We start from the raw sequence: 13,090 nt of genomic DNA, 5'->3' as shown, positions 1-13,090 counted from the left end.
TTTGAGCGGGATTATGCGTGAGTGGACTTATGGGCGGGCGCTGCTGGGGATTTGGGGCTGGGCCTTCCACTGCTGGTAGGCGCTCGTGGCGAGGAATCGTGCACGGTTGCCGTCGCTGAGCGTCTTGATGTCTGCGGGGGCTGCCTCGTACCACTTTTCGTAGAGACGAATAATCATCTCGGGGTAGGCGGCTTCTTCCAGGTCTGCGCGGTGGGGGATGAATTCGTTGCGGTCCTTGATGTCTCGGTACTCACTACCGGCGAAGGGGTCGGTGACTCCGACGCTGGGGTGGGCGTTGTAGGCATCGATGTTTTGAACGTATTCGGGGAGGGTGCTGCGCCCTGCTTTGAGTGCGGCGTGGCATTTGCTGTCGATTTCGCTGGGCTCAATGATGTGGGCGCCGTCTGCGAGGATGTGCCGGTACTGGATGTACGCGGGGTATTGTTCATCGGTGCGCGGGGCGGGCTTGGCGGCTTCTGCTGATGCGAGATCTTCGGCGGAGTATGAGGAGCAGCTGATGTACGGTGTGGTGCTTGCCGTTGCTGAGGCGCTCGCCGTGGGGGGTGAGGAGGTGCTGCTTGCCGCGGTGTTTGCACCGCCGCAGGCGGCAAGGAACAGGGGCAGGGTTAAGAGAGCGGCGCCGTATCGCAGTGCGATATAGCGGGGGTTGGGGGTCCTAGAATTCAGGGCCATAATGTCACCTCATTGTGGGCTGGAGCATACTGAGTTGCCCCTCAATATACAAGCAGTTTTGATACATGGTCAAGAGAAAATTATGTTTATTTTTTAAAATCCAACATCTCGAAAGAAACTCGACAAACAAGCTTATTCAGTGCCTTGACCTGCGTAAACATGGAGACTACCGGGCTTTTGAGGTGAACAAGACACCAAAACACTAGCGTCAGATATTGTTATTTGCCTGATAATCAGCAGAAGCCAACATGCCCAGAGGAGCACGGTTGGAACCCCTTTTATGCAACCTCGAACTCCGTAAAAGCCTGCACCTCAACGGCCCAACGCTACTGCAGGAGGAAGTAGATAAGTCCCCTAACGTATTCCCAGAGCAGTACCAAGATGACGCACTGCACAACAAATGCGGCTATAGCTGCGAGGGTTGGTATCCAGTAGCTACGCTTAGAACATGCAATAAAAACTGCTATAAAAATAACGCATGAGATAATATCGGGACCCCAGAGAATGAATGCCTGTAGATCATATGGCCACAATATTCCATGCATATATTCTGTAGGGACTTTACATGAACTTAAGATATTGCCTTTTAAAATTTCATAAGTCCCATACATTTTAAAAACTAAATATAGCGATGCGATCCAAAAAATTCCTATACGAAGCTTTACACCCAGCCACATACTAAAAGTCTGCCATAAGCTAGCTGATACAACTCCCACCACAAAGAAGGGTATATAGTCGAAATATGCACTTTGCCACCTATCACATGGCGATACAAATCTATAGAAATCTGCATACAGGGCAGTTGGGAAAATATAGAAAAATTGCAATACAATGAGAAACAAGATATACAAAATTATTTTCTCATCTACGGCAAACATCTTATATGTAGAATTCATGATGCCATTTCCTTTCAGTAGCATAAAAAGCTAGTAGCGGAACACCGAACGCATAGCCTCAATATTGTTTTTCTTATCCACTAAGCCCTAAAGTCAATCCTGGGATAGGTAGGCGACCTGCAAAGCCCCCACACTCTTACCCTATCTACCTCATGTTTAAGCAGGTCAGAACCTTAAGACTACTGGTTAGCACACCTTGTGTCTAGAGTGTTGGTTTTAAAAATAAGGTGACATTTTCCATTGACCACGTATCAAATATTCGGGTATGTTTAGACTCAATATATCGTTCCATCCCTCTTGTGAGGTGGTCTCATGACCCACACCCCTGTTTTTCTTTCATTCCGTTCCAGCGGTCTACGACGCAGTGCCGCGCTGGCGATTCTTCCTCTACTTCTTGCCTCCTGCGGTAGCTCCACCAGCACGGCATCAAACACTCCCGCACCCTCGAATACGACCGTGACTTCATCCCCGTCAGCTTCAAGCGCCACCGGGTCCGCTTCCTCTTCCGCGGCGAAGAAGAGCTCCACCCCCTGCCTTGAACCTGACGAAACCGCGAAAGCTGAAACCCTCAAGCAGCAGGAAGCCATCAACGCCGACCGCGGAACAGCACTGCCCTCCTACGTCTCCGCGCGGCATGTTGTGCGCAACCAGGCGAACTTCCCCACCCGTGCCGAAGCTGAATCAGCAGGAGCCGAGTGCCTGGCGCTGTACGAGAAGAACAAGGCCGATCACGCCTACGCCGCGGCGTGGGTGCGCGCTATCGATGACAATAACGTGGCAAGCGGAAAGGTAGCCTCCGGCCCGCGCAGTGACATCCAGAGCGCAGACCCCTACAAGGCAAGCAACTACGTCGATATTCGAGAGGGTAAGGAGTACTTCCCGACCCGCCAGGAGCTACTCGCGGCAAACTACCCTGAGAACTACATTGTTGCTTTTGAGGCGTGGGCGCAGCAGGCGCCAGCCGATGTGAAGCAGAAGAGCGACGCGAACCGTGCGGCCGCTAAAGATACGCGCTGGTCTGAGGTGGTAACCCTGCCCAGCCCCGACAACCCTGTCTAATCGAACCCCGTCTAATCTGAGTCTGTCTCATCTTAAAAATAGTTGTGGCGGTGACCGTTGTTCGGTCACCGCCACAACTGTTACACGCTCGGACTAAGGCAGGAACGCCAGCCCAAACTCAATAATGATTAGCGCAATAGCACACGCGAAGAGTACCCCACGCGACACATTGAACTTCTGCCAGAGCTCATACAGCTGCCGAGGAACCACCCAAATAACGCACGCATGAAAAGCAAGCGAGAACGAGGCGTTACCCCACTGAATAATCATCAGGGCAAGAGCAAAACCCACGCCGAGCACATCCAGGATGCGCAGGTGCTTTCGCGCCTGCTCCTTCTGCTCCCGATAGCCCGGGTCGTTTGGCGACGTTCGCGGTGCTTTCTTCAGCTGACCCACAATGATCAAAACCGCCAGTGGGATCAGAGAAATACCGAAGAACATAGAAACCGCCTTTCATGTTGAGGTTCGCTCGCTACGCCGGTGACGAGCTAATGGTGCACCATCATTGGTGAAAATTTCTCAAAAATAAGTAGTGTGCAACACTTATATAACGTATTGTGGGTTACTTTACGGCAAATATAGACCCTGTTCAAGAGGTAAACACCTCCCGAAAGATTTTTAAAAATAAGGGCGCCGGGAACCCTAAGTTCCCGGCGCCCACTCCCCAGCTGCTCATACCTCAGCGGGGTTCAATTTAGAGGCGGAAGAAGCCTTCCACCGCGCGGGTCATGTACGCCATATCGTCCACATGGCACATCTCGCGCATCGAATGCATCGACAGCAAACCAATACCCACATCCACAGTGCGCATACCCAGGCGAGTCGCCGTAATCGGGCCAATCGTCGAACCACACGGCATATTGTTATTCGACACGAATTCCTGATACGGCACACCAACCTTCGCACACGCCGCAGCGAACACGCCAGCACCCACCGAATCCGTTGCATAACGCTGGTTCGCGTTAATCTTCAGCAGCGGGCCACCACCGGGCAGCGGCTGCACGGTCGGGTCGTGGTGACCCTGATAGTTCGGGTGCACCAGATGACCGGCATCAGCCGACAGACAGAACGACGCCGCCACCGAACGGCGGTACTCCTCCGTGCTCTCACCACGCGCAGCGGACAGGCGCACCAGAATATCCTCCAGGAACGGGCCCGCCGCACCACTGCGCGACTCCGAACCAAGCTCCTCATGGTCGAACGCTGCAAGCATCACGGTCTCGGTGGCGTACTCGTCCGCATTATCGGCAACGTAACGCTCCAGGGCGGTCAAACCCGCATGCACCGAAGACAGGTTATCCAGGCGGCCGGAAGCGAACAGCTCCTGATCGGCACCGAAGCGGCACGGAGGCTGCGAATCAGCGAATAGCAGGTCGTAACCCACAATGTTTTCCGGGTCGACCGGCTCGCTGTCAATCACGTGCTTCGCCATGTAGCCGAGCACATCATTCTCCGCCGGGTCCACGCCCCACACGGGGTACATGTTGAACTGCTTGTCCAGCACCAGTTCGTTGCGCTTGTGGTCCAGGTGCGGCGCCAGCTGCGGGATGCGCGCAATCGGGCCGGTGCGCACCAGGCGGTCCTTCATCTCCCCGCCCTGAAGGACGGTGAGGCGGCCCGCCACGCACAGTTCGCGGTCCAGGAAGGAGTTCAGCAGTGCGCCGCCGTAGTTCTCAACAGCAATCTGGTGCCAGCCCTTCGTGGTGATGGAGGAGGAGGGCTTGACCTTCAGGGAGGGCGAGTCGGTGTGTGCACCCAACACGCGGTAGCCGCTTGCCTTCTGCGCCTTCTCGCCGCCAGCCCAGGCGATAATCGCGCCGTCGCGAACGACAAAGTGGCGGCCGGTTGCGACCTGCGGGTCCCATGCTTCAGTCTCTATAAGCTCGGTGAAACCTGCTGCTTGCAGGCGGCGCGCTACCGTGCGCGCGGCGAGGTAAGAGACCGGCGAATCCGCCACGAATGCGGCGAGGTCTTCAATATTTTTTACAGCATCAACAGTCATGGTTTAACCCTACCTTTTCTTGGGTGTTGACGAGGTGACCCGGGCGATAGCCCACGCGGTGTGGAGCAAGAGCCCTGGTGAGGCCCGCATGGAGTGGGGCGGGTGGGTTGGGGTAGCTGGGCTAGAGCAACCCGCCACAACCTTTAGTTATCAACCTTGAGCGGCTGTGTTTCACGTGAAACCTCGCCGCGGCGAGCGCGTGCGTTGAAGATCAGGCAGGCGAGCACCACGTACAGGCCTTCCAGTGCGATACCCTGCAGTGCATCCACGGGGGTCACGCCCTCGGAGGCGAAGGGATCCAGACCAGCCACCATGGACAGCAGCATCAGGATCACGTTATTTGCCACGTGCAGGCTGATGGAGGCTTCCAGACCGCCGGTGTACCAGCAGAGGAAACCGGCATAAATACCCATCGCGAGAATCGTGCTCTGACCCCAGGGGTCGTATGCGTGGGAGAACATGAACAGTACTGCGGGTAGCACAATCGGCAACCAGGGGGTGCGGAGCCAGCGGCCAAGCATCTGCATCATGAAGCCGCGGTAGGCAAGCTCTTCGGCGTAGCACTGCACGGGTACGAGGAGTAGCATCATCGCTATATAAACCCAAAATTCAACCTGTGGAGGTTGAAAATAATGGTATTCAGGCAGGTTCGCACCGCTCACCACCAGCATCACGGCGTAGTAGATGCCGTAAACCGCGAAGCTCAAAGCCAGGTACGGAAGCAGCAGTGAGCGGCGCAGGCGGCCCGCCACCGAGTGGATTAGACCCCAGGGCTTCGGACCCACGACTAGGCGCGCTACAAAGAGCGAAGGCACGATGGCGACGAGGGAGAGGAAGGTCAGCGCGAACAGTGCCGGGTGTTCCATGATGACGGCACGGTTCGTAGCTACATCCTGGAGGGAAACTCCCGAACCCCTAACCGACATAACCAGGGCGACTGAAATGATCAGGTTGAGGCCAATAAATACGGCGACGCCGAGCAGACCTTCCAGCAGGGGTGAGAACCAACGGGATTTCGGGTCGGCATGGGAGAGACGGTGGTAGGCAAGGCCGGCAGGCGCAGTAGCAGCTGCGGGGGTTCCGGCGGCTACCTGCGGGGGTGCGGGAGGCGGTATCGTGTTCATTCTTTAATCCTAGCCTCCGCGGGTTCACTGGTGACCGCGCATACGGCAACCTTCAAGAACTAATCGATACGGGATGTTTCAAAACCATTGAAAAGCCGTGAATTACAGTCAAAACCCACCATTCACGGGGTTCATTTTCTGAACCTATGCCATAATTTGTAGCGATAATACGCTCATATACATAGTCGCTGATGACCGCTCTTCCGGGGTGTTTTTTCAGCACCAGAAAGGCTACTTTCTTATGGCACTCGTCTTCAACCCGCCGCCCAACTGGCCCGCTCCTCCTGCCGGATGGGCCCCCACTCCCACGTGGCGTCCTGACCCCGCGTGGGGTCCCGTTCCTGAAGGCTGGCAGCTGTGGGTCGAAGAGCCCGAGCCCGAACCCATTCAGGTTGAAGAGGCCACTATTGAGCCACTGATTCCCAAGGAGCCCGCTGCTGAGGCAGCTCCCGCTGCGCAGGTTGTAGAGGCACCCGCGGCTGAGTCAGCTGAGGATTCCTCCGGGCCCAAGCCGATGCGTCACCTGACTCAGGTTCCGCTGGCCGGTGTCACTCTGCCCGAGCAGGTTCTCGCATCCCAGTCTTCCGCACTGTCCGATCCCGCTGTTTCTGAACCGGTTGTTTCCGAACCTGTTGCAGAGCCCGCTGCTGAGGCTGTTGAAGCTCCCGTAGTACCGGATATTTCTGAGCCCGCTATTGCTGAGCCCGTCGCCGAGGTTACTCCCGAGGTACCGGCGGCAGCTGAACCGGTCGCTGAGGGTCCCGTAGCTGAGGTTCCCGCCTCCACCGAAGAGGCTGCCCACACCATCGAGAGCTCCCCGCTGGTTAAGTTCCACACTCCGAAAACCGAACGTACCGTGAACCTGTCTGAGCAACCCGGACAGAACGCGCAGGGCGACCAGAACGCGGCGTTCATCCCGGCGGGTCAGGTACCGAATGGTTTCCACCTGAACCAGGCTGATGGTTTCCAGGGCCAGAACTTCCAGGGTGGCCAGAACGTCCAGGGCAGTCAGTATCAAAACAACCCCTACCAGGGTCAGCCGTACAACGCTCAGCAGCCCTACGCGGGTCAGGTGTCTGGTCAGGACCAGGCAACCGTGGCACTGAGCAACCCCTACGGTACCGAGCCCGCAGCTCAGGGCAAGGACAACTCCCAGAAGAAGGGTCTGTTCTCCGGCACCAAGATTTGGGGTGTTATCGGTGGTGTGCTGGCTCTGCTGATTGTTATCATCCTGGCGATTGTCATGCTGGTTCCGCGTGGCGGCTCGACACCCACCTCCGATTCTTCCAAGTCGGCGAGCACGGCGGCTACTTCCGCTGAGGCATCCCCTGAGGCTTCTTCCGCAGCGCAGGTCGCTGCTACTGAAGCGAAGATGCCCGAGGGTGAGTTCAAGGAATACAAGAAGACCATCACCGACAACAAGGACACCATCGAGATTGAGAAGCTCAAGGGCGATGTGTCTACAGGCCTGCTCTACTACGAGTTCAAGCCCGCAGATGGTGTGGTTAACGCCTTCATCTCTAGCCGTGATGAGAAGGGCAACAACAGCGCAGGTGTGAGCGTTATCGACTCGACCCGCGACGGCAAGGACCTCAAGGGCACCGCATGGATTGACGCGAGCGGCCACTCCACCCCCACCCGTAAGCTGGAACTGACCGGTAAGGGCGAATGGACCATTCGCGTCTACGATGCAGACTCCGCACCCCACTACAAGAAGGGTGAGAAGTTCCAGAGCACCATGAACCACTACGCTTTCACCTACGAAGGCACCGAGGCGACTATGGAGTTCCAGACCAGCGGCCCGACCAGCCGCGGCTTCAGCGTTCTGAACGCAACTAAGAACGACCCGTTCTTCTCCTCGACCATGTCGCCTGTGAAGGGCAGCATACAGTGGGTTCAGAACAACAAGAGCTACCTGCAGGTTCGTACCGACTCCGCAATTATTTGGAGCATCGGCACTAACTAGTGGCTTGGCTGACTAGATCAACAGGCTGGGTATAAAAGTATCCCCCGCATCCGAATAGGTGCGGGGGATACTTTATACCGGAATATTTATATACTGGGATACTTTTATGCCCGGAGTCTATGCTCTGAGGTTCTGTCGGATGGGCTTACGCCCCTGCTGGATGCGCCCGCCGCCGTGAGCGGGCAGCAACCGTGAGCGGGCAGCAACCGTGAGCAGGTAGCCGCCGTGAGCAGGCGGTTTCTTTAGCGGGAGTACTTCGCCTCTGCCAGTTCGGCACCTGCGGCGTATGCCGCACGTTCCACCAGCTGACGATTCGCCAGGTACACGAAGAACGTCACCAGGATGAACAGGTACATCAGCTGGTACGGCATAGTGCCAGCCATCAGGCCCAGGGATCCCTCGGGCACCATCAGAATCTGATCCGAGTTGAAGTGCGGGGAGAGCGCCAGCACAATCCAGAACGGTGAAATGTACATACCCACCAGCGCCGCAGTCGCCAAGATAACAGCCAGCGTGAAGACGAAGGAGCTGACCCGCTGGTACATGAGCGGGAAGATTTCCATGACCACGGCGGCGAGCATCAGCGGGTACCAGGTGTTGTGGTGCGACCAGCTGATCGGCGAAATCTGCAGCATCATGAACGCGGTCAGCGCCAGCTGCGCCATGAGCGCGCGGGCACGAATCAGCGGAACCAACAGAACCGCCGTAACCAGCACAATCAGCAGGGTCAACGCCACCTGCACCACCGACAGGGCGGTAGCCGTCAGATGATGCTGCAGGCCCGCATGGGTCAACGTACCCATAATTGACACATTATCAAAGTAGCTGAACCAGCCCACACGCGAAGTATCACGCACCGCGTGGAACCAGAACGTCAGCGACTCCTCCCGAATCACTAGGAAGCCGATACCCACGGTCGCGGCGAAGCTAGCACCCAGGGTCGCGATGCCCTTCCAGTCCTTACGCATGAGCAGCAGCAGACCGAACGCGAGCGGGGTCAGCTTAATACCCGCCGCAATACCCAGCAGCACGCCGCGCGGAATGCGGGTTGCCGGACGCATAAAATCAGCGAGAATCAGCACTAAAATGATGGCGTTAATCTGCCCAAAATGTGTGGTCAAACGCCACGGGCCGCACATCCAAATAAGCGCCGCAATCAGCGACACCATACCCCAATGACCCAGGTGCTTCTGCAACGGCAGACGCCACGAGCGGCTACGCGCGTAGGAGTACAGCAGGTACGCGCACCAGTAGCAGAGCGCACAAATAATGGCGGTAATCAGCAGCATGCTCTGTGGCTCGGTGAGGAACGCGAGCGGGTAGAAGAGCAGCGCCGCAAACGGCGGGTAGGTAAACGGCAGGCCGCGCGTGCGGAAGGTGTACAGCTGGTAGCCGTCCGGGCCGTCCGCGAGGGAGACAGCGCCCAGGCGGTACACGTAAATATCGTCGGCCGCCGCGTGCGTCACGTAGTCGAAGGCGTAGAGGGCAACCAGGATGAACAGCAGGTGCGCCCAGAGAGCGCCGCTGCGCATGCCGGGGATGCGGTCAAAGAAGCCTGGACGCGCAGGTTTTGTGGGCTCTGCGGCAGGCTCCGCACGTTCTACAGTGCTTTTAGCAGCCGGTTCCGCAACCGCGAAATATGCCGAAGCCCACGGGATTATAGACGCTACCGCCTCGGCGTTCTTCTCGCGATTCTTCTCGCGGCTCACGCGGTTGCCTCCCGAGAAGTAGTAGCCGCGTATTCAGATACAACGGCACGAGCACCCCACCAGCCCAGGGGCGCATCGCTTTCGGCTGGTTCAACCGGAGCGCCACGCACCGGCGCACTCAGTGCGGCAACCGACCAGAACATGACCGTAGCCCACAAGGCAAAGGATGGAAAACCACCAATAGCTACGCCGGGCCCCCATAGGAATTCCAAGCCATTCATATCTAGCTGGGTGATACTGCCGATAATACGCGGTGAAATATACAGGCCCACACCGGCCACCCACGCCAGCACGCACGCAATTTTTTGTGCCGCGGAGGGAAGATACACCATAAAGGTGGGGAATGCGTCTAGGATAAGGGCTGCCAGCAGTAGCGGCAGGAGAACATTGTGATGCGACCAGCTAATCGGTGAAAGTGCCACCATAAGAGTGCCGGTCACGGCCACCTGTGCAAGGGTTTTGCCGCGGCGTTCAAGCTGGTAGAGCAACACGGCAACCAGGGCAATGCTGAGCGCGGCCAGGGCGTAGAAGCCGAGCTTGAGGGCTGTGCCCTTCAGACCGAAGTGCATGAGCCAACCCTGGATGGAAATATTATCCACGAAGTTAATGTCGCCCACGCGGGAGGGGTCAGAGATTGCTGAGAACCAGAATTGGGGAGCCTCATTCGGCAAAAGGATAAAACCGACCGCAATTGTTGCCAGGAAGGTGGCGCCTAAGGCCGCGATGCCCTTCCAGTCGCGGCGCACCAGCAGGATAAGGCCGAAGACCAGCGGAGTAAGCTTTAAGCCACCCGCAATACCGACGAGCACACCGCGCGGCACGCGGGTTGCCGGACGCACAAAATCGGCAAGAATCAGCGCCATAATGAGCGGATTAATCTGCATGAGGTCAAAAGTACGTCGCCACGGGCCGCACAGCATCACCACGATGGTCAAGGCAGCGATAGTTCCGGTACGACCGAGGCGACCCTGCAGGGGTAACGCACGACCGGAAGTCTGGGCATAGTTATAGATAGTGGCCGAAAGCCACCAAGCGGCGGCCGTGGTTCCCAGCACCATAATGGCTTTGCCTACCTCAAGCGGCAGGAACGCAAAGGGCAGGAAGACTAGAGCCGCAAACGGCGGATAGGTAAAGGGGAGCTTCAACACCCCAATTTCAATAAATGCTGGCGCGTATAAATCCTTGGTAAACCCCTCATTGTCGAAGATGGTCATGGCACCCATGCGGTATATGGAAAAGTCCAGACCGCCGAAGGGGTTAATAAGGATTTCAAAGAGGTAACCGCACACCACCATGAGGATGAGTGCCACAATAGCGATTTTTCCCCAGATGGGGGTGGTGGAGTCAGTCCTTGTCACGAGGTGCTTGTCCTTACCTTGGTACCGGCGGATGCGCGCATAGGGTGGGCGGGCATCTGATTTTGGAATCCTAATAGTTTATCGCGCGCACCTGTGAAAGGTGCATTGGGGAGAAGATTCGCAGGGGAAGAATCAGTTGAGCGCACAAGCACAACTATCACGGTATGAGCCGCCTTCATATGCACGTCATGTCTTCAAAATTGGTACTACCCGGGCAATATAATGGGCTTATTGGCACCCGCCCCAATGCAAGGGTACCGGGTGCCGACCCGCACACCGACGTCCACGAACAACCAGCAGTGAAAGCAGTGATCACGTGAGTGAACATCTCGGCACCCCACCCGAAGGTGAGAACACGAGCGGCAAGCCCGCAAGCGTCTCCAGAGGCGGCTCCTCCGGCCTGAGCATTGGCGCGCGCCCGGCTGATGTACCCGGCGGGAACCTCACCCCCGAAGAGATTGCACGCCGTGCATCCGGTCGCGGTACGTGGCATCGTCGCGCCTCCAAACCCGTCTCTTACTGGATGTTCACCCTTATCGGTGCGCTTCTGGTGCATAAGCTTATCCCGAATAGCGGCTGGCTGCTGGTGCACATTGTCACCCTCGGCCTGATTACGAACTCGATCCTGATCTGGTCGCAGCACTTCACCGAAGCGCTCATGAAGATCAAAATCCCCGATGAAGCGCGCGGCACCCAGGTGCGCCGCATCTTCATCCTGAACGCCGGTATTCTCGTGCTCATGGTCGGCATGATCGGTCAGCTGAGCGTGCCCGGACTCTACGCCGCCACCGTGGTTGGTGCACTCATTGTGGGCGCCATGGTCACGTGGCATGCCCTGTACCTGCTGAAGCAGATGCGCCAGGCTCTGCCTTCGCGGTTCGGTGTGACGATTCGCTTCTACATTGCGGCGGCGCTCATGCTGCCCCTCGGTGCGACGTTTGGCGCGATGATTGCATACCCGAACCTGAAGGGCACCCTGCACGCCCAGTTCCTGCTCGCGCACGAGGTCGTGAACGTGCTCGGCTTCGTCGGTATTACCGTGGTGGGTACGCTGGTGACGTTCTGGCCGACTATGTTGCGCACGAAGATGGTTGATAAGGCGCTCACTTACAGCCTGCGCGCCCTGTACCTGATGTGCGGCGGCTTGGCGTTGTCACTTGTCGGATCAATATTCGGGATGCGCCCGCTCGCTGCCGCGGGCCTGGTCGTCTACCTGGTCGGTCTGCTTATTGTTGCCTGGGTGATGGTACGTACCCTGCGCACCAAGCGCCCAACCGAGTACCCGCCGATGGGCGTCGGCATGGGCTTCCTCTGGCTGATTATTGGCGTGGCGGCCACCGCCTACATGGTGGCAACCACCCCGTTCGCCGTCATGGATATTCGTGCGGTCACCCCCATCTTCGTGGTGGGCTTTCTACTGCAGGTGCTGCTGGGTGCGATGAGCTACCTGCTGCCTCAGCTGATGGGTGGCGGCCCGGCGGTGGTGCGCGCCTCCAATAAGGAGTTCAGCCGTTTTGCTGCCGGTCGCGTTACCGCCGTGAATCTGGCGCTGCTGATCTTCATGATGCCCAGCTCCATGGTGGGCCAGTCCATTAAGATGGCGGTCGCCATCGTGGGTGCCCTAGCACTTATCGCCTTTATCCCGCTGATGGTGCGCGGCGTGAAGGCTTCCGTGAATACCCGCAAGGAAATGATGGCAGCACGCGCCCGCGGCGAGAAGCCCGTCTTCAATCAGGAGGCGCTCACCCCGGAGCCCGTCCCGCACGCCAAGCAGAGCTTCCAGGCGGCACTCGCGGTTGCTATGGCGTTCCTGCTGGGCTTTGCGGTGAACCCGTCCGCATTGAACCTGCCGTCGGTTTCTTCGTCGGGTTCCGTGGCTGCGACCGGTCAGACCACCACCGTCCAGGTGAAGGCGACCAGCAACTACCGTTTCACCCCCGCCGAGGTCGAAGTACCCGCCGGTAACCGCCTGGTCGTTGAAGTCACCAACGACGATAAGGGCATGACCCACGACCTGACCTTCGATAACGGCGCAACCACCGGCGTTATCAACCCTGGCGAGACGAAAACCGTTGATGCCGGCGTCATTACCGCCGACCAGGAAGGCTACTGCTCCGTGGCGGGTCACCGCTCCCTGGGCATGGTGTTCAAGGTGAAGGCGACCGGCGCTTCCGCAAACCAGGTGGCACAGAATGGCCACAACCACGGTTCTGCGGGCGGCCACAACCATGCCGCGTCGGGTAGCACTCCGACCCTCATGACCGTTGCGAACAGCAAGATTGA

At 57.8% G+C, this 13,090-nt stretch carries 9 protein-coding genes; 3 read left to right on the top strand and 6 right to left on the bottom strand.

From position 1 onward, the window contains the following. Positions 1-27 precede the first annotated feature (27 nt). Entirely contained in the window at positions 28-693 is a 666-nt protein-coding gene (locus O3648_RS05915) for a hypothetical protein (protein WP_371569053.1), read from the bottom strand. Positions 694-1,901: 1,208 nt separating this feature from the next. Here O3648_RS05915 and O3648_RS05910 point away from each other — a divergent pair. Then, the gene (locus O3648_RS05910; protein WP_279789835.1) at positions 1,902-2,648 is read left to right on the top strand and encodes a hypothetical protein; all 747 of its coding nucleotides are present in this window, start codon (positions 1,902-1,904) and stop codon (positions 2,646-2,648) included. Positions 2,649-2,741: 93 nt separating this feature from the next. On the opposite strand, the gene O3648_RS05905 is transcribed toward O3648_RS05910, so the two are convergent. The 3 genes from O3648_RS05905 to O3648_RS05895 all read right to left on the bottom strand — a co-directional run bounded on the left by O3648_RS05905 (position 2,742) and on the right by O3648_RS05895 (position 5,774). After that, positions 2,742-3,089 carry a hypothetical protein gene (locus O3648_RS05905; RefSeq protein WP_314417114.1) on the bottom strand — a complete coding sequence of 116 codons (348 nt, stop codon included), beginning with the start codon at positions 3,087-3,089 and terminating at the stop codon, positions 2,742-2,744. Between the two features lie 253 nt (positions 3,090-3,342). Further along, a complete protein-coding gene (locus tag O3648_RS05900) occupies positions 3,343-4,650 on the bottom strand; it encodes a M18 family aminopeptidase (protein WP_371569050.1) in 1,308 nt (435 codons plus the stop codon). Between the two features lie 143 nt (positions 4,651-4,793). Beyond that, positions 4,794-5,774 (bottom strand): type II CAAX endopeptidase family protein, encoded by a 981-nt coding sequence (locus tag O3648_RS05895; RefSeq protein WP_279741538.1) that lies wholly within the window; start codon positions 5,772-5,774, stop codon positions 4,794-4,796. Between the two features lie 241 nt (positions 5,775-6,015). Between O3648_RS05895 and O3648_RS05890 the strand changes: the two genes are divergently transcribed. Next, positions 6,016-7,740, top strand: a complete 1,725-nt coding sequence (locus O3648_RS05890) for a hypothetical protein (RefSeq protein WP_371569048.1) — start codon at positions 6,016-6,018, stop codon at positions 7,738-7,740. Between the two features lie 242 nt (positions 7,741-7,982). On the opposite strand, the gene O3648_RS05885 is transcribed toward O3648_RS05890, so the two are convergent. Together O3648_RS05885 and O3648_RS05880 are read right to left on the bottom strand one after the other, a co-directional pair. Then, complete coding sequence (locus O3648_RS05885) at positions 7,983-9,449, bottom strand: glycosyltransferase 87 family protein (RefSeq protein ID WP_279755143.1); 1,467 nt, start codon at positions 9,447-9,449, stop codon at positions 7,983-7,985. Continuing rightward, positions 9,446-10,807: a glycosyltransferase 87 family protein gene (locus O3648_RS05880; RefSeq protein ID WP_279741543.1), complete on the bottom strand. Its 1,362-nt coding sequence runs from the start codon at positions 10,805-10,807 to the stop codon at positions 9,446-9,448. Before O3648_RS05880 ends, O3648_RS05885 begins: the two co-directional genes overlap by 4 nt. Before the next feature lie 316 nt (positions 10,808-11,123). Here O3648_RS05880 and O3648_RS05875 point away from each other — a divergent pair. After that, positions 11,124-13,090: cupredoxin domain-containing protein (locus O3648_RS05875; protein ID WP_371569044.1), on the top strand; the 1,967-nt coding region annotated here is incomplete at its 3' end.

Origin of the sequence: Rothia sp. 27098_8_161, assembly GCF_041432905.1 — a bacterium.
In the GTDB taxonomy this organism is placed as follows: Bacteria; Actinomycetota; Actinomycetes; order Actinomycetales; family Micrococcaceae; genus Rothia.
The sequence above is the reverse complement of the archived record's forward strand: the minus strand, read 5'-3'. Positions and strand labels throughout refer to the sequence as shown.